Genomic DNA, 17,343 nt, shown 5'->3' with positions numbered 1-17,343 from the left:
AATGAGTGCGAGCTCCGACGGCACGGTTCACGCCCGTGGCACGTGAATGCCGCGTGAACCTCACAACGTCCCGGCTCCGACCAGTCTCTCTCCCCTCGAGGGCTGGCGGGGTCGGGACCCTCTTCATTTCACTGCAGACTCCTGGGAAGGCGAGGGCCCCATGCCCGACGCATCGGCGAAACTGGGGAATATGGCGATCCCGCGTCCACCCGGCACCGTCGTCCACCGGCACCGGCTTCTTCAACGCCTTGACGCGCTCCTGCCGCTGACTGTCGTCCGCGGGCTTCCAGGAACCGGCAAGACGACCCTTGTCGCGGACTGGGCTCGGAAGCGCGAGGCCAGCGGCGACACGGTCGCCTGGATCAACGCGGCGGATCTGCCCGATTGTGCAGCCTTGCCCGATACTGTCGGCGCGCTGCTCGGCACGATGGATGACCGTCGCCTCATCGTCGTCATCAACGAGGCCCATCGCATCCACGACGAGACGGTCGCTGAGGCCCTCTGCGAGCTGGTGGTGCGGCATGCCAGCCTGTACCTGGTCGTGTGCACCCGCGTCGTGCATCCCATCAAACGGCTTGCGCAGAATCGAGGCATCGCGCTCACCGTGCTCACGGGACGCGATCTGAACGCCGCCGCTGATGAGCTGACCGCGTTCGCTCGCGCGTGGGGCCATGAGCATTCCCCCGAGCGACTGCGAGAGCTTTCGGATCGAGTCGGCGGTTGGCTCGCGCCGCTACGCATCGCGCTGGACCGCGACGATCCAGACCACGACGAGGGAGGCTATCTCGCCGCGAGCCGCTTCCTGCGCGATCACCTCCTGCCGAGGATCACCGATGAGGCGTTCCTGATGGGTGCGATGACTCTCGCCGTCGCGGGCGAGGTCACCGAGGCTCTCGCGCAGGCGCTCTTCCTGGACGACCCGCACACCCCCGGCCTTCTCGCCGGGCACCGACCGGCCGCGATCCTGGCGTCGTTCGAACGCCACGGACTGCTCGACCGGGTTCTCCTCCCGCATGGAACGGACGCCTGGCGCTTTCCGGTTCTGATCGCCGACGTACTCACCGAGACCTTCACGGCGCAGTTCCCCGACCTCGCCCGGCACACTCACCGCGTCATCGCCGACTCCCTGCCGACGGAGGAGGAGCAGGGGCAGGGCGGGCGGATCATCCGGCACGCCCGCGCGTGCGATCACTGGGCACTGCTGGAGCGCATGTGGATCACCCACGGCCTGCGTCTGGCCATCGATCACGCCGACGACGTGTGCGCCGCCTATGACGATCTGCCCGACGCCGTGCTCGCCGAGTTTCCGGCGCTGGCCGTCGCCGCATCCGTCGTCGCGTCTCTTCGTCACCAGTGCACCCACGCGGAGCGCGCCGCGCTCGTTCGCAGCTATGCGGATGCCGGGTGGGCGCTGGATCTGGCTTCCGACGAGCGGCGGTCGGACGCCGCGCACGACACGATGGCCGTCACTTCTCAGATCATCGCGGATCGCATCACGGGTGACCCGGCGGCCGCCGTCGCTCGCGCTCAGCAGCATGCCGTCGAAGTCCTCGGAATGAGCACGGTGAACTCGGCCACCGGCACCACGCGCGCGTGGTTCGAACTGCAGTGGGCGCTTTCGGCCTTGGCCGCAGGCGACTGCTCGTCCTCCATGAATCTGCTCGCACGAGCCATGAACACGGCGCGCACGGCCGGGGCCGACTTCATCGTGTCGACTGTCGCCGCGCAGCGCGCCATGATGAATGCCATCGTCGGGCACACCCACGAGGCACGCGATGATCTCGCCACCCACCGCGGCATCGACACCTCACACCAGTGGCTCCACCACGCGATCGCGGCCCCCGCTCACCTCGCCGAGGCACTGCTCCGCTTGGACCGCCTCGACCCGACCGCCGCCGATTTCCTCGCCCTCGTCGGGGATGGAACCGACTCCTTCGAAGAATGGGGGTACCTGACCTGGGCGCGCGCCCGGTATGCGCTGCTATTCGGAGACCCCGTCGCGGCCGCAGCCGAAACCAGCAACGTCGCCGTTCTGCACGAGGGGTTCACCCGCCCCGGCAGTCGCGATCAGCTGGCACTGGACCGCACGTTCGCCGAGCTGTTTCTCGCCCTCGGCGAGCTCAATCGCGTCGAGCGGCACCTGCGCGACGTCGATCCGCACGATGTCACTCTCGCCGTTCAACGCGCGCGACTCGCGCTCATCGCCGGCAACTTCTCCGACGCCCGCAGCATCGCGGCGATGAATGCCTGGGATCCGCACGTCGTCCGGCGAGACCGCGCGGACCTGTTCATGATCAAGGCTGCTGCCGCCCTGGCCATGGGTGACGAGGCTTCCGCCGTCGAGGCCTTCGCCCGAGGTCACCAGCTTTCCGCCGCCAGCGGCATCCTGATCCCGTATGCATTCCTGCCCAGGCGCGTTCTCACCAGCCTGCTCGATGTGAGCGGCATCGAGCTCTCCGACGAGGTGATGGGCGTGCTCGCGTCGTGTCGCCAGGTCTATCCCGAGCACGGAGAACTGGTCACGCTCACCAGCAGAGAGACAACCATCCTGTGCGCGATGGTCGAGCACGACACTCTCGCGGAGATCGCCGCCTCCCTCACCGTCTCCCTCAACACCGTCAAGAAGCAAGCGGCCGCGATCTACACGAAGCTCGGCGTTCATGACCGCGCCACGGCTCTCCTCCGAGCGCACAAGCTCGGGCTTCTTCCGCACTCAGTGAAGGATCCGGGCGATCACCTTCGCGTCTCGTTCTGACTCGTGCGGCGGACCCGCGCGGCCCCACATTTCCGAGGGATCCGCGCGTCCTATGATCACGCGTTCTCGCCAAGCCCCTTGATGTGCTCGGGCAGGCGTTCGTTCGAGCCGTACATGAAGTGGTTCGCCATGTTCTCGCTGAACCGACTGGCCGGGGGAGTGAGCCCGACCGCCTCCGCAACCTCGCGAATGTGGATCGGCGCGGCGCCGCAGCACACGCCGAGGAAGTTCACACCGAGACCGTGGGCCTCCTCCGCGAAGGCGCGGATCTCGTACCGGTTTGTGTACAGGGGGTCGAGCGCCGTCGGGAAGGTCCGGCCGTGCGGCGACGGCACGGATGCCGCAACGTCCGAGAGATTGAAGAAGGTCGGCTCCTCAGGTGTCGTGCGGTACGGGACCGGCAGCGCGCCGACGTGGCACGAGACGGCCTCGCGGATCTCGCGCAGCCACGGCATCATCGTCTGCGGTCCGCGGAAGCAGTTGAGCCCCACGACATCGGCGCCGGCCTGCTCGAGCTGCTGTGCGGTGTCGACGATCCCGACGCCGTCCATCAGCTCGTTCGCGGCCATCGGGGCGAGCATCGACACGACCGGGAGGCCGCTCGCCTTCGCGACCTCGAGCGCGGCAAGAGCCTCGCCGGCGTAGTAGAAGGTCTCGGCGACGATGATGTCGGCGCCCTCCTCGACGGCCCAGCCGACCATCTCCTCGAACATGCCGCGCACCTCCGTCTGCGCGGCGGCGCTATTCGGATCCCAGATGTTCGTGTTCGAGATGTTCCCGGCGACGAGGTTGCCCGGCACCTGATCCGCCACATCGCGCGCGATCCGAAGCGCGGCACGGTTGAGCGGTTCGAGCAGATCCTCTTTGCCGATCACGCGCATCTTCTCGCGGTGCCCGTTGTAGGTGAACGCCTCCACGATGTCTGATCCTGCACGCTGGAAGTCGACGTGCAGACCGCGCAGGGCCTCGGGGTTCTCGAGGGCGACCTCGGGCACGAACTCGCCCGCGGTCAGGTATCCACGCCGCTCGAGCTCGAAGAGGAAGCCCTCCGCGCAGATCACCGGACCCGCATCGAGTCGACGGGTCAGCTCGTTGGCACCAGTCATGGTCTGCTCCTTGAAGCTCGTGCGCGGCATCGGGATCGCGTCGGTGCCAAGATAGTTGGTCGAACCCACGGATGTCTCCTGGGTGACGTCGTGTGTCGGGGTGGCGCGGGGGATAACCCCCTTCGTGCTCGGCGGTCGTCCCTGCTGTGCGGCGGATCGGCGTTCCGTAGCTTTGAAGCATGACTTCGACTACCGCGCCTCTGGCCGGGGCGCCGCCCCGCACAGGGACGTCCCTCGCTCTGATCGGGGCGATCGCACACCTGGCATTCCTGGGCTTCTACGGCATCGCCGTGTTCGGGCTGATGGGGTCGCTTCTCGTTTCGGGAATCCTCGCGCTCCCCTTCCTCGGCATCGGGATCCTCCTCCTCATCGCCCTCGTCTACGTGCTGTACGGCGCCGGATTCCTCGAGACGGCGCGCGTGGAGGGGCTCTACGGATTCGGCATGCCGATGCTCCGGGCCCGGCGCTCGCCGAAGCGCGGCTTCGGCGGATTCCTCCACACGATCTGGCTGCAGTTCGTCGACGGCGCGATGTGGCGGGCCATCGCCCATCTCGCGATCGCCACCGTGCTCGGATGGGTCGTCGTCGGTCTGGCGTCCCTCCTCGTGGCGGGCGTCGCGACTGCCTTCGCCCCGCTCTACGCGCCGGGCGGTTCGGTCCGACTCTGGGGCCTGTCGTTCGAGATGGCCTGGGCGCCGCTCGTCGGCGCGATCGCCGCGATCCTCGCGCTCGCCGCGATCGTCGGGATCGCGATGCTGCACGGCGTGCTCGCCCGCGTCTTCATCGCGCCGATCCGTGAGGCTCAGCTGGCGGCTCAGGCGCGCGACGCGGTCACGCAGCGGCACGACGCGATCCGCGCGAGCGACGTCGAGCGCGCCCGCATCGAACGCGATCTCCACGACGGGGTACAGCCTCGACTCGTGTCGGTCGGCATGACGCTCGGTCTCGCGCAGCAGAAGATCGACGCCGATCCTGACGCGGCGAAACAGCTTGTCGCTGAAGCGCACACGTCGACGAAGGCCGCGATCACCGAGCTGCGCCAGCTGGCGCGCGGGATCCACGCCTCAGTGCTCGACGACCGCGGCCTCGACGCTGCGCTCAGTGCCGTGGCCAGCCGCTCGCACATCCCCGTCCACCTCGACGTGCGCATGAGCGGGCGCGCGGGGCGCGACGCCGAAGCGGCCGTGTACTTCGCGATCGCGGAGAGTCTCACGAACGCCGCCAAGCACTCCCGCGCAACGGCATGTCGCGTGGTCGTGCGCGCCCGTCCCGACGGCGGGCAGCTCTGGGCCCGCGTCGAGGACGATGGCGTGGGCGGCGCGCGTATCGTGCCGGGCGGAGGCCTCGACGGCGTCCGAAACCGGATCGCGGCGCTCGGCGGCACCGCCCGCCTCGACAGCCCCGCCGGGGGTCCCACATCACTGGAGGTGAGCGTGCCATGCGCATCCTGATCGTCGAAGACTCGGTGCTCCTGCGCGAAGGGCTCGTGCGGCTGCTCGCCGATGCCGGTCACGAGGTCGTCGCCGCCCTGCCCGACGCGTCTCGCGTGCTCGAGGAGGTGCATGATCTGCAGCCCGATCTCGCGATCGTCGACGTGCGTCTGCCTCCGTCGTTCACCGACGAAGGGATCCGCGCGGCGCTCGCGCTGCGGCAGCAGGATCCGTCCCTCGCCGTGCTCGTGTTCTCGCAGTACGTCGAGGAGCGTTACGCGTCCGACCTCATCGCCCAGCCGGGCGGGGCCGTCGGATACCTCCTCAAGGATCGCGTGACCGACGTGACCGACTTCCTCGAATCGATCGAGCGGATCCGCCAGGGGGCGACCGTGCTGGATCCCGAGGTCGTCGCTCAGCTGCTCACCCGCCGCTCGCGCGACGAGAAGATGCTCCGGCTCACGGAGCGCGAGCGTGCCGTGCTGTCGCTCATCGCCGAAGGAAAGAGCAACGGCGCCATCTCTCGCCTCCTGTTCGTCAGCGAGGGGGCGGTCGAGAAGCACATCACGTCGATCTTCCAGAAGCTCGACCTCGAGCAGGACGAGCACGGCAATCGCCGTGTGCTGGCCGTGCTCGCCCATATCGACGCCACATCGCCGCAGGCACCTGTCGGCCCCGGTGCACAGCAGAACGGAATGACACGATGACCGGCACGACCACTCCCACGCCACCCGCGCCCGAGCAGCAGCCCGCCGCGCAGCCGACTTCGCAATCCACGACGACGCGTTCGGGCACCCGGGCCCTCGCCATCACGATCGGCGTGCTCGGCGGCGGCGCCCTCATCCTCTCCGGAATCGGCGTCGCCTTCACGACCGTCGGATCCACGATCGCCACGACGCTCGGATCCGCCGGGGAAGCAGCCGTGTCGGCGGCGGGCGCCACCGACCTCGTCGCCCAGGTCGACGCGGGCGAGCTCGAGATCGAGTTCGGACGGACGGACGAGGCGGTGCTCGAGCACTCCTCCGACAACGGCACCTGGACGATCGACCGCGAGGGCGACGCGATCTCGGTGCGCTCGCCGGAGCGCGACTTCGGCTTCGACCCGTTCGACTGGGGGGCTCGCCAGACGGCGACGCTCACGCTGCCCGAGTCGCTCGAAGGGATCGACCTCGACATCCGCGTGGCGGCGGGCAGCATCGTCGCCGACGGCGACTTCGGCGACATCGCGTACGGCATCGACGCGGGGCGCATCGAGATCGAAGGATCCGCCGGGGCACTCGACGCCCGCATGACCGCCGGACGCAGCGTCATCGATCTCGACAGCGTCGCCACGGCGAATGTCGAAGTGACGGCGGGCAGCCTCGAAGCCGAGTTCTCCGGCACGCCCCCGGAGGGCGTCACGGTCACCGTGACGGCCGGATCGGTCGAGATGCGGCTTCCGGACGTGCCGTATGACGTGCGCGTCGACCGGGAAGCCGGGAATCTGACCTCGACTCTCGCCGAGGATCGGGCGTCGTCGCGCACGGTCGAAGGCACCGTCATGGCGGGGAACCTGCGCCTGATCGCCGACTGACGGCGAGCCCGCGGATCCCGTCGACGAACGCCGGAGATCCGCCCGTTCTCCGGACCGGAGGCGGGCGGATCGGTCCGCGGCTTCGGGGATCGCCCGGGGAACCGGCCCGGCACCGTCCGCGACGGCGGCGCATCGCGGCCCGCCGCGGGCGAAGGATCCGGGCATCGCGAATAAGCTGGAGGCGGCGTCTCTCGTCGCGTCCGGCACCCGGATGGTGATCCGCGCGAGGCGCCGGACGAAGGAGGAAAGATCCATGGCCGTGGACCCGGATCTCGCATCGCGAGAGTTCCCGCCGACCCCCGCATACCTGGTCGGCCGCGAGAAGGTGCGCGAGTTCGCTCGCGCCGTGTTCGCGACCGCGCCGCAGCACACCGACGTCGACGCCGCGCGAGCGCAGGGCTACGACGACGTCGTCGCGCCGCCCACCTTCGCCATGGTGATCGCCGATCTGACGCTGCAGCAGCTGCTGCAGGACCCGTCGACGGGCGTTGTTCTCGAACGGGCGCTGCACACGGATCAGCAGTTCACGTACACGCGCCCCATCGTCGCCGGCGACGAGCTGACGGGCCGGCTGCGCGTCACGCGCGTGCGCCAGATGGGAACCGCGCACATGGTCGCGAGTGAGACCGAGATCACCGACGCGGAGGGCGCGCACGTGGTCACGGCCAGCTCGACGCTGCTCATCGGCTCGGAGGAGGACGCCTGATGGTCTCGCTCGCAGGACTCGAGAAGGGGCAGGTCGTCGCCGAGCGCACGGTGCACCTCACGCGCGATGCGCTCGTGCGGTACGCCGGAGCATCGGGCGACTTCAACCCGATCCACTACCGCGACGACGTCGCGACGCGCGTGGGCCTGCCAGGCGTGCTCGCCCACGGCATGCTCACGATGGGGATCGGCTCGTCGGTCGTGGGCGAGTGGATCGGCGACACCGCGCGCATTGCGTCGTACGTCGTCCGCTTCACGAAGCCGGTGCTCGTCGATGCCGACGCGGGCGCCGATGTGTCGGTCACCGCGACCGTCGGGCTCGTGAAGGACGACGGATCCGTCCGCATCGATCTGACCGTCACGCACGGTGACGAGAAGGTGCTCGGGAAGGCGCAGGCCGTCGTGCTGCCGGAGCCGACCGCGTGAGCGCTGCTGCGGCGCCTGAGGGCGGGAGTTCGCGGGCCGACGCTTCGGCGACGGGCGACGCCGCTGTCGGCGGGCCACTGCCGTCGGCGAGTCGGCGAGAGGCGTCAGCGGCGGGCGGAGCGGCTGCAGGGGGCCCACTTCCGGCGGAGGCTCGGCGCGAGGCGTCGACCGCCGCGGTCCCTCTCGCCGATCTCACGACGCTGGGCGTGGGCGCCGCGCCCGAGCGGATGGTCGACGCCGCGACGCGCGACGAGCTCGTCGCCGCCCTCGGCGAGGTGTGGGACGCGGGCGACGACTGGTTCGTGCTCGGCGGCGGATCCAATCTGCTGGTCGGCGACGAACCGTTCGACGGCACAGTGGTGCGGATCCTCACCTCGGGATACGAGCGCGTCGGCGGCGCGGCCGAGGGGTTCCAGAGGGTGCGCGTCGAGGCGGGGCAGGACTGGGACGCCTTCGTCGCCTGGACAGTGGCGGAAGGCCTCGCGGGCGTTGAGGCGATGAGCGGGATCCCCGGCACGGCCGGCGCCGCTCCGATCCAGAACGTCGGTGCATACGGTCAGGAGATCGTGCAGACGCTCGTCTCGGTCGACCTGCTTGACGAGGGATCCGCCGAGGTCGTCGAGGTTCCAGCCTCCGAGCTGGGCCTCGGCCCGCGCACGTCCGTTCTCAAGCGGCACTACGGATCCGAGCCCGAGCGCTCGGCGGTCGTCATGGGGCTCACGCTCGATCTGGCGGTCGTGGGAACGGAACCGCGGCCCGTCACCGATCGCCGCCTCCGCAGCGCGCTCGGGCTGGACGGCGCACGCGCGGGCGGCGAGGACGGATCCGGGAACGCGTCGCTTTCGTGGATCCGCGACACGGTGCGCGAGATCCGCGCCTCGAAGGGCATGGTGCTCGACCCGGACGACGCCGATACGCGCAGTGCCGGCTCGTTCTTCAACAACCCGATCATCGACGAGCAGCTGGCACGAGGGCTTCCCGCGGAGTGCCCGCGCTGGCCGATGGAACCCGAGATCGAGCAGGTGCAGGTGATCCCGCTCGATACGTGGGACGGATCCATCGCCCCGCCGCGCGCCTCGTCGCATCTCGTGAAGGTCAGCGCGGCGTGGCTCATCGAGCACGCGGGGCTCGGCAAGGGCTTCGGGCTGCCCGGATCCCGCGCGACGCTGTCGACGAAGCACACGCTCGCCCTGACGAACCGCGGCGGCGCGACGGCAGAGGAGATCGCGGAGCTGGCCCGCTTCGCCCGCACCCGCGTCGCGGCCGAGTACGGCATCGAGCTGAACCCCGAGCCAGTGTTCGTCGGCGTCGAGCTCTAGCCGATGGGTCGCCACAAAACGCCAGTCGCACCCTGTCGGCACTAGCACTTTCTGGCGACCCAATCGTTGTGCCGGTCCCGGGTCGCCAAGAAACGCCAGTGTTTGGGCTGTCGTACTGGCATATTCTGGCGACCCATCAGGACGTGGCGAGAAGACGGCGGATCCGCGCCACGAGGCGCTCCGGAAAATCGAAGTCCGCTTCGGTCACGTAGGTCACTCGGTAGCCGAGCGACTCGAGCTCGGCGCGACGCATCTCGTCGCGACGCCACTGCGCGGCGTCGCGGTGGTAATCGCCCTGGTACTCGACGACAAGCTTCTCCCGGCGGAACAGCATGTCGACGCGGGCGACGAATCGGCTGCCATCGTGGATGTTCACGTTCAGCTCGGGGCGCGGCAGCCGAGCATCGTGGAAGAGCACACGCAGCTGCGATTCTTTGGGGGATTCGGATCTCGCGTCGCCAAGACCCAGCGCCCGCTCTCGACGCTGTCGTCCGGGCTTTCGCCGCCCAGCGCGGTCGTTCGCGCGATCGAGATCTCTGCGAGAGACCCCTTCTCGGAGCAGTCGATCGGTCACGGCGACGAGGCGCGGAAGCGACAGCTCTTCCGAAACATCCACCCAGGTGCGCTCGGGGGTCGTGACGCGGATGCCGTGACGCAGGACGACGTCCTCCGAATCCAGTTGCAGAGCCCGACCGCGCACACCGGGGCGGCGGATCCGATTCTCACGCGCGGGGACGCCGATGCAGAGTCGGCTCTCGGCCTTCCGGGCGAGAGGCAGGGGGAGCGGCAAATCCCATGTCAAGGCCGCGGTGGGGCCGGCGACGAACGCATGCTCGGGGAGCGCCGAAAGCAGGATCCGCAATCGTGTCGGGAGGTCCTCGACGGGATCACGGGAGCGCGTGCCGTGGAAGGGCGACTCGAGGTCGTGTGCGCGGAGGCGTGAGGGCGGAACTCCGACGGAGGCAGCGTCGGCGACGGTGAAGGCACGGTGCAGGGACGGGGGCAGAGGCTTGCGTTGCATGCGCTCATCGTGATTCGGCGGGACGCTCCAGAAGCGCTTATCCACAGGTCCGTCCCCGTCGGACCCGCCTGTGAGCACGCTGCCCGCGCCCACTCGAACGTGGGTCGCCAGAAACCGACAGTGGGAGTCGGTCCGGACTAGCAGTTCTTGGCGACCCTCAGACCCCGATTCGCAGGGTCGCCACGAACTGCCAATGGAAGTGGCGCCGGACTAGCAATTGATGGCGACCCATGAGTTCCGCTACGCGAACAGGCGCTGCAGGCGGGCGATGCCCTCCGCCAGCTGGTCGTCGCCGAGCGCGTAGCTCAGGCGCAGGTAGCCGCTGGGGCCGAAGGCCTCGCCCGGCACGACCGCGACCTCGGCCTCGTCAAGGATCAAGTCGGCCAGCTCGAGGCTCGTCTCGATGCGGCGGCCCTTCCACTCGCGGCCGAGCAGCCCTCGCACATCGGGGTAGACGTAGAACGCACCCTGCGGCGTCGGCACCGTGACGCCGTCGATCTTCGACAGTTCCTCGACCATCAGGCGTCGCCGCCGGTCGAACGCGGCGCGGAAGGCCTCGGCGTCGTCCTGCGGCCCTTCGAGCGCGGCGATCGCGGCGTGCTGCGCGATGTTGTTCACGTTGCTCGTGAGGTGCGACTGCAGATTGGCGGCGAGCTTCATCGCCTCGACCGGTCCGACCATCCAGCCCACGCGCCATCCGGTCATGGCGTAGGTCTTCGCGACGCCGTTGAGCAGGATCGTCTGGTCTGCGACCTCGGGCACCGCCTCGACGACCGACACGGCCCGCGCGCCGTCGTAGGTGAGGTTCTGGTAGATCTCGTCCGTGAGGATCCAAATGCCGTGCTCGAGTGCCCAGCGCGCGATGGCGGCGGTCTCTTCAGGCGTGTAGACGGATCCCGTTGGATTCGATGGCGACACGAACACGACGACCTTCGTCTTCTCAGTGCGCGCGGCCTCGAGCTGCTCGACCGTGACCTTGTAGTTCTGGTCGGCCCCCGCGAACACCGGCACGGGCGTGCCGTCGGCGAGCTGGATCGCCTCGGGGTAGGTCGTCCAGTACGGCGCCGGCAGCAGCACCTCGTCGCCGGGGTTCAGCACCACCTGGAACGCCTGGTAGACCGCCTGCTTGCCGCCGTTCGTCACGACGACCTGATTCGGCTCCACGACGAGGCCCGAGTCGCGCGCCGTCTTGGCGACGATCGCCTTCTTCAGCGCGGGAAGGCCCGCGGCGGGCGAGTACCGGAAGTTTGCGGGATCCCCGAGGGCCTCGCGCGCGGCGTCGACGACGGCGGGCGGGGTCGCGAAGTCGGGCTCGCCGGCGGCGTAGGAGATGACGGGCCGCCCCTCGGCCTTCAGTGCCTTCGCCTTGGCGTCCACCTTGAGGGTGGCCGACTCGGCGATGTCGGAGATCTTGTTCGAGAGCGGAGCGCGTTCAGTCACGCGTCCAGCGTAACCAGCACCCGCGGATCCGTGTGGTGCCGTCGAGCACAAGCGCCCTCCTTCTCGACTGTCGGGATCCGACGCCGCACCCCATCGACACCGCGCGTGCGCGGTCGTAGCATTCGAGACACGGTCACTCAGCGAGGAGAGGGCGATGGATACGAAGATGATGTCGGGCATGATGACGATGCCCGGGATGGGCGAGACGATGGTCGACGCCGACGCGATGCAGGCGTGTCTCGAGGCGTGCATGGCGTGTGAACAGGCGTGCACGATGTGCGCCGAGATGGATTCCGGTGAGGGCATGGCCCGCTGTCGCGGACTGTGCATGAACTGCGCCGATATGAGCCACGCCACGATGCGCATGATGATGCGCCCGATGGCGATGGACGAATCGGTGATGACCTCGATGCTGCACGCGATGCAGACGATGGCGCTCGCGTGCGCGGAGGAGTGCATGCGGCACGCCGACAAGAGCGAAGCGATGCGGATGTGCGCTCAGGCGTGCCGCGACTGCGCCGCGGAGTGCGAGGCGATGGCGGCGCGCTTCGCGCCGATGGGATCCGCCTGACGCGACCCGACCGAACCCGTCGTCAGGCGAGGGGCGCGCGCTCCTCGTCGGCGACGTTGTGCCACGCTCCGGCGGCTGCGAGCACGTGGTAGCCGGTGTGCAGGGCGACGGGGGAACCCGTGCGCGCGATCTCGGCGAGGTGCTCGTGATGCCAGACCCGGGCGACGAGCTCGCCGTCGAGCGACCAGAGATCAAGCCGCCCGTCGTCGCTCGTCGAGCCCGCGATCGCGTCGATCCAGCGCGTGGGCGTTGCCGCCGCGAGTCGCCGCTGCACGGGGTGCAGATCATGCCCCGGCGTCGCGTGCGCGCACATGTCGCCGGCCGGGTGGAGCGCGGCGGCGTTTGTGGCGGTGCGTGACGACGTGTTCATGGTGGCTTCCTCGTGCGGTCGAACAGGTTTCGGCAAGCGTAGGCGGCCTCTCGCCGGTCGTCACCCCATCGCGTAACCCGATGACACACGCCCGCCGCGGCGACACCCTCGCCGCTTTTCGCCCGCGGGACCCCCTTCCTCCCGTGAGCGCGCATCGACTGGACACGAACTCGTGGGAGGGGATCAGCCGTCAGACGTGCGGAGCGCCGCCCAGATCGTCGCGCGGCCCTCGAACGTCGTGAGGTCTCGCCCGAGGATCGACGCGGCCTGCGCAACCCGGCTCCGCATCGTGTGTCGGTGGATCCCGAGAGCCGTCGCCGCGCGATCGTGCGCCGCGTCGTGGTCCAGCCAGACGCGGAGATCCCGTTCGAGGCTCGTGCCCGCCCGTGCATCGTGGCGGCGCAGCGGATCCAGCAGAGCGCGTGCGGCCGCGACCTGGTCATCGCCCGGGGAACGGAACAGATCGGCGGGTCCCGGCGCGAACTCGGCGACGCCCGTGCGCGGCACGACCGAACGCGCCTCATCGACGGCCGCGTCGAGACGGGCGTATCCGGTTGGGCGCGAGAGTCCGACGCTCGCGCCGAACCGCGTCGAAAGGGCGTCGGGCGGATCCGCGTCTTCGCTTGCGAGGACGACCGTCGTGTCGTCGCCGGACGGGGCGAAGAACATTGCGCCCGGTGCGTGCTCGGCACGGGTCTCGAGGTAACCGAGCAGATCGTCGTCGGATCCGCGCACGACCCACGCGCGCAGGGGCTCGGCGGGGAGTCGTCCCCATGCGGCGGTCGCGACGTCGCGCGCGAGCGGTTCTGCGCCGTCGAGCAGTGCGCGGAGCACACCCGCTCGCAGGGCTGCCCGCCCCCGTGTGAGCTCCGCTGCGCGCTCGAGCGAGAAGCCGGCCATGGCGACGACCGTTGTCACGACGCCCCGCGCCTCCTGATCGATGCCGGATCCCTGCAGCGCGAGCACGCCACGCAGGTGACCGCCGCGCCCCAGCGTCTGAACGGTGAACGTCTGTTCACCGCACGTCACCGTGTCGGCGGCGCGCACCCTCGCATCGAGCATGCGGTGCACGCGATCGCCCAGCTCGTCCGCGACGGGAGGGGGAAGCGGGGCGGGGCGCGCGATCGACAGCGCGCCGGCGGGATCGAACAGCCCGACCCATGTGTCGAGTCGGCTCGCGAGCTCAGCGATCGTCGCGGGAAGGGGGTCTGCACGGAGCGCCGCGAGTGAGACCGCCCGCTGCGCCGCGAGGGCCCAGCTGCGGCGCGCGAAGCCGTGGGCGGCGATCGCGTCGGCGGCGGCGCGCACCACCGCGAGGAAGGGGGTGCGATAGGGAACCTCGAACAGGGGGAGTCCATGCCGCTCGCACGCCGCGACGAGCTCGTCGGGGATCCGCGCGCGGACGACACCGCTGCCGAACCCGAGGGCCGCGACGTCGCGCGCCACGAGGCGGGTGACATACGCGTCGGCGTCGGTCTCGGCGAACTGCGCCCCCGTCGTCAGCAGGGTGACGCCCTCGTCGAGGAACGGTGCGGGATCCGGAAGATCCGAGCTGTGCACCCACCGCAGCGTGGCGTCGCGGCGGGCGCGCGGGATCCGGGTGATGGCCCGCAGGCCGAGATCGCGACGATCGAGCAGGCTGCCGAGCGTCGGAGCAGATGGCGCGTGGGTCATGCGGATCCCCCAACACTCGACATGACGGCGAAATGTCTCGAATGAATCCGCCACTTCGTATAGTAGCGTGCGAGGAACCCGCTCGTAGCCTCGCGGCATGACCACGATCACCACCGACCCTCTGCTCGGCGGCCCGACGCTGCCGCAGGAGCGGCGGATCGTCACGGAGCTGCCCGGCCCCGCTTCGCGGGCGATCCTCGAGCGCCAGCGCAACGCCGTCGCCGCGGGCGTGTCAGCAGCCATGCCGTTCGCCGCGGTCGCGGCCGGAGGCGGCGTCGTCGTCGACGCCGACGGCAACTCGTTCATCGACCTCGGGTCAGGCATCGCCGTGACGAGCGTCGGCAACGCCCACCCTGCCGTCGCGGGGGCCGTCGCTGCGCAGGCCGCGCGCCTGACCCACACCTGCTTCATGGTCTCGCCGTACGAGTCGTACGTGGAGGTCGCCGAGGCGCTCAACCGACTGACCCCGGGCGATCACGAGAAGCGCACAGCCCTGTTCAACTCCGGCGCCGAGGCCGTCGAGAACGCCGTGAAGATCGCGCGCTCCTATACCGGGAAGCGAGCCGTCGTCGCATTCGACAACGCCTACCACGGGCGGACGAACCTGACGATGGCTCTCACGGCGAAGAACCGCCCCTACAAGAACGGATTCGGCCCCTTCGCGCCCGAGGTGCATCGTGTGCCCGCCTCCTATCCATTCCGCGACGGGCAGTCCGGCCCCGAGGCCGCACGGCGCGCGATCGAACGAATCGAGATACAGATCGGCGCCGATGAGCTGGCCGCCGTCATCATCGAGCCCATCCAGGGGGAGGGCGGGTTCATCGTCCCCGCCGACGGATTTCTCGAGCAGATCGCGTCGTGGTGCCGCGAGAACGACGTCGTGTTCATTGCCGACGAGGTGCAGACGGGCTTCTGCCGGACGGGCACCATGTTCGCGAGCGAGCAGTTCGGCATCGTTCCCGACCTCGTCACGACGGCGAAGGGGATCGCCGGCGGCATGCCGCTCGCCGGCGTCACGGGGCGCGCCGAGATCATGGACTCCGTCCACGCCTCCGGGCTCGGCGGCACCTACGGCGGCAACCCCGTCGCATGCGCCGCCGCCCTCGCCGCGATCGACGCGTACGAGACTGAGGGCCTCGCGGAGCGGGCGAACCGGATCGGCGAGATCCTCGTCGAGCGCCTCGCCGCGATCCGCGCCGCGGATCCGCGTATCGGCGATGTCCGCGGTCGCGGCGCGATGATCGCCGCGGAGGTCGTGGATCCCGTGACGGGGGATCCCGCGCCCGCGGTCGTGAAGGAGCTCGCGACGGCCTGCGCCCGCGCCGGGGTCATCGTGCTCACCTGCGGCACGTACGGCAACGTGATCCGCTTCCTTCCTCCGCTCGTCATCGGCGACGAGCTGCTGCACGACGCGCTCGACGTCGTCGCCGCCGAACTGCAGAAAATCTGATCCGCCCGACGAAGGGAACTCGAAGATGAACCAGAACGAGAAGACGCTGCTCGACACCATCCCCGGCAAGCTGTTCATCGGCGGCGAATGGGTCGACGCGACAGGCGGGGGGACGCTCGACGTGCGCGACCCCGCGACGAATGAGGTGATCGCCCAGATCGCCGATGCGACGGAGGGCGACGCGAGCGCCGCGCTCGACGCAGCCGTCGCCGCACAGGACGCGTGGGCGGCGACGCCGCCGCGGAAGCGGAGCGACATCCTCCGCCGCGCATGGGAGCTCGTGCAGGAGCGCAAGGAGGACCTCGCGCTCGTCATGACGCTCGAGATGGGCAAGCCGTTCGCCGAGGCGCTCGGCGAGGTCGCCTACGGCGGAGAGTTCCTCCGCTGGTTCAGCGAGGAGGCGGTGCGGATCTCGGGGCGGTACGGATCCACGCCCGAGGGTACGGGGCAGATGATCGTCTCGCAGCGACCCGTGGGGCCCTGCTTCTTCATCACGCCGTGGAACTTCCCGCTCGCCATGGCCACGCGCAAGATCGCGCCGGCGCTCGCCGCGGGATGCACGAGCGTCATCAAGCCGCCGCAGCTCACGCCGCTCACGACCATGCTGTTCGTGCGGCTGCTGGAGGAGGCCGGCCTGCCGAAGGGCGTCGTCAACGTCGTTACCTCGTCGAGCTCGAGCCGCGTCTCGGCGCCGATCATCGGCGACAGCCGGCTGCGCAAGCTGTCGTTCACGGGATCCACGGGGGTCGGCAAGCGCCTCATCGCTCAGGCAGCCGAGAACGTGCTGCGGGTGTCGATGGAACTCGGCGGCAACGCCCCGTTCGTCGTCTTCGACGACGCCGATCTCGACAAGGCGGTCGACGGGGCGATGGCGGCGAAGTTCCGCAACATCGGCCAGGCGTGCACGGCCGCGAACCGGATCATCGTGCACGAGGACGTCGCCGAGGAGTTCACGAAGCGGGTCGCCGAGCGGGTCGCGGCAATGAAGATCGGCCGCGGAACCGAGGAGGGCGTGCAGATCGGCCCGCTCATCGACGACGACGCCGTCGCGAAGGCGGCGGAGCTCGTTGAGGATGCCGTCGGCAAGGGGGCAACGCTCGTTCACGGCGGCCGCCGAATCGATGGCCCGGGCAGCTTCTTCGAGCCGACTGTCGTCTCGGGGCTCACGCGCGACGCCGCGATCATGTCGGAGGAGATCTTCGGGCCCGTGTTCGCGGTCGTCACCTTCTCCACAGAGGACGAGGCGGTCGAGATCGCGAACGACACCGAGTATGGCCTCGTGTCGTATGTCTTCACGGAGGATCTCGCGCGCGGCCACCGCATGATCGAGAAGCTCGACACCGGGATGATGGGCCTGAACGCGGGCGTCGTCTCGAACGCCGCAGCGCCCTTCGGCGGCGTCAAGCAGTCGGGTATGGGTCGCGAGGGCGGTGCCGAGGGCATCCACGAGTACCTCTCGACGAAGTACACCCTGCTCCCGAACGCGTGACCGGCCTGCGGCGG

15 protein-coding genes are annotated in these 17,343 nt (G+C 69.7%); 10 read left to right on the top strand and 5 right to left on the bottom strand.

Annotated elements, in window-relative coordinates:
* Positions 1 to 160 precede the first annotated feature (160 nt).
* Positions 161 to 2,755 (top strand): helix-turn-helix transcriptional regulator, encoded by a 2,595-nt coding sequence (locus C0012_RS03695; RefSeq protein WP_162621907.1) that lies wholly within the window; start codon positions 161 to 163, stop codon positions 2,753 to 2,755.
* A 56-nt stretch (positions 2,756 to 2,811) separates the two neighbouring features.
* Here C0012_RS03695 and C0012_RS03690 read toward each other — a convergent pair whose 3' ends face one another.
* A complete protein-coding gene (locus tag C0012_RS03690) occupies positions 2,812 to 3,861 on the bottom strand; it encodes a homocysteine S-methyltransferase family protein (protein WP_110589769.1) in 1,050 nt (349 codons plus the stop codon).
* A gap of 179 nt (positions 3,862 to 4,040) precedes the next feature.
* On the opposite strand from C0012_RS03690, the gene C0012_RS03685 reads away from it, so the two are divergent.
* The 6 genes from C0012_RS03685 (at position 4,041) to C0012_RS03660 (ending at position 9,314) form a co-directional block, all read left to right on the top strand.
* Positions 4,041 to 5,312, top strand: coding sequence for a sensor histidine kinase (locus C0012_RS03685; RefSeq protein WP_110589707.1), 1,272 nt, complete (start codon positions 4,041 to 4,043; stop codon positions 5,310 to 5,312).
* A complete protein-coding gene (locus C0012_RS03680) occupies positions 5,300 to 5,998 on the top strand; it encodes a response regulator (RefSeq protein ID WP_110589708.1) in 699 nt (232 codons plus the stop codon). The genes C0012_RS03685 and C0012_RS03680 overlap by 13 nt, the downstream gene beginning before the upstream one ends.
* A complete protein-coding gene (locus tag C0012_RS03675; protein WP_110589709.1) occupies positions 5,995 to 6,864 on the top strand; it encodes a DUF4097 family beta strand repeat-containing protein in 870 nt (289 codons plus the stop codon). The genes C0012_RS03680 and C0012_RS03675 overlap by 4 nt, the downstream gene beginning before the upstream one ends.
* A 253-nt stretch (positions 6,865 to 7,117) precedes the next feature.
* The gene (locus C0012_RS03670; protein WP_110589710.1) at positions 7,118 to 7,570 is read left to right on the top strand and encodes an FAS1-like dehydratase domain-containing protein; all 453 of its coding nucleotides are present in this window, start codon (positions 7,118 to 7,120) and stop codon (positions 7,568 to 7,570) included.
* Positions 7,570 to 7,995 (top strand): MaoC/PaaZ C-terminal domain-containing protein, encoded by a 426-nt coding sequence (locus C0012_RS03665; RefSeq protein WP_110589711.1) that lies wholly within the window; start codon positions 7,570 to 7,572, stop codon positions 7,993 to 7,995. Before C0012_RS03670 ends, C0012_RS03665 begins: the two co-directional genes overlap by 1 nt.
* Positions 7,992 to 9,314: a UDP-N-acetylmuramate dehydrogenase gene (locus tag C0012_RS03660; RefSeq protein ID WP_269777915.1), complete on the top strand. Its 1,323-nt coding sequence runs from the start codon at positions 7,992 to 7,994 to the stop codon at positions 9,312 to 9,314. Before C0012_RS03665 ends, C0012_RS03660 begins: the two co-directional genes overlap by 4 nt.
* Positions 9,315 to 9,450: 136 nt before the next feature.
* Here C0012_RS03660 and C0012_RS03655 read toward each other — a convergent pair whose 3' ends face one another.
* Both C0012_RS03655 and C0012_RS03650 read right to left on the bottom strand, forming a co-directional pair.
* Positions 9,451 to 10,335, bottom strand: a complete 885-nt coding sequence (locus tag C0012_RS03655) for an endonuclease domain-containing protein (protein WP_110589712.1) — start codon at positions 10,333 to 10,335, stop codon at positions 9,451 to 9,453.
* Positions 10,336 to 10,575: 240 nt separating this feature from the next.
* Positions 10,576 to 11,775: a pyridoxal phosphate-dependent aminotransferase gene (locus C0012_RS03650; RefSeq protein WP_110589713.1), complete on the bottom strand. Its 1,200-nt coding sequence runs from the start codon at positions 11,773 to 11,775 to the stop codon at positions 10,576 to 10,578.
* A 154-nt stretch (positions 11,776 to 11,929) separates the two neighbouring features.
* Here C0012_RS03650 and C0012_RS03645 point away from each other — a divergent pair, with 154 nt between their 5' ends.
* Positions 11,930 to 12,346 (top strand): hypothetical protein, encoded by a 417-nt coding sequence (locus C0012_RS03645; protein WP_110589714.1) that lies wholly within the window; start codon positions 11,930 to 11,932, stop codon positions 12,344 to 12,346.
* Between the two features lie 22 nt (positions 12,347 to 12,368).
* On the opposite strand, the gene C0012_RS03640 is transcribed toward C0012_RS03645, so the two are convergent.
* Together C0012_RS03640 and C0012_RS03635 are read right to left on the bottom strand one after the other, a co-directional pair.
* Positions 12,369 to 12,716, bottom strand: a complete 348-nt coding sequence (locus tag C0012_RS03640; protein WP_110589715.1) for a hypothetical protein — start codon at positions 12,714 to 12,716, stop codon at positions 12,369 to 12,371.
* Positions 12,717 to 12,899: 183 nt separating this feature from the next.
* Positions 12,900 to 14,390: a PucR family transcriptional regulator gene (locus C0012_RS03635; RefSeq protein ID WP_110589716.1), complete on the bottom strand. Its 1,491-nt coding sequence runs from the start codon at positions 14,388 to 14,390 to the stop codon at positions 12,900 to 12,902.
* Positions 14,391 to 14,487: 97 nt separating this feature from the next.
* Between C0012_RS03635 and gabT the strand changes: the two genes are divergently transcribed.
* Together gabT and C0012_RS03625 are read left to right on the top strand one after the other, a co-directional pair.
* Positions 14,488 to 15,840 carry a 4-aminobutyrate--2-oxoglutarate transaminase gene (gabT, locus tag C0012_RS03630; protein WP_110589717.1) on the top strand — a complete coding sequence of 451 codons (1,353 nt, stop codon included), beginning with the start codon at positions 14,488 to 14,490 and terminating at the stop codon, positions 15,838 to 15,840.
* A 25-nt stretch (positions 15,841 to 15,865) separates the two neighbouring features.
* Positions 15,866 to 17,329, top strand: coding sequence for an NAD-dependent succinate-semialdehyde dehydrogenase (locus tag C0012_RS03625; RefSeq protein WP_110589718.1), 1,464 nt, complete (start codon positions 15,866 to 15,868; stop codon positions 17,327 to 17,329).
* Positions 17,330 to 17,343 lie beyond the last annotated feature (14 nt).

Origin of the sequence: Microbacterium suaedae (genome assembly GCF_003254645.1) — a bacterium.
Taxonomy (GTDB): domain Bacteria; phylum Actinomycetota; class Actinomycetes; order Actinomycetales; family Microbacteriaceae; genus Microbacterium; species Microbacterium suaedae.
The sequence above is the reverse complement of the archived record's forward strand: the minus strand, read 5'-3'. Positions and strand labels throughout refer to the sequence as shown.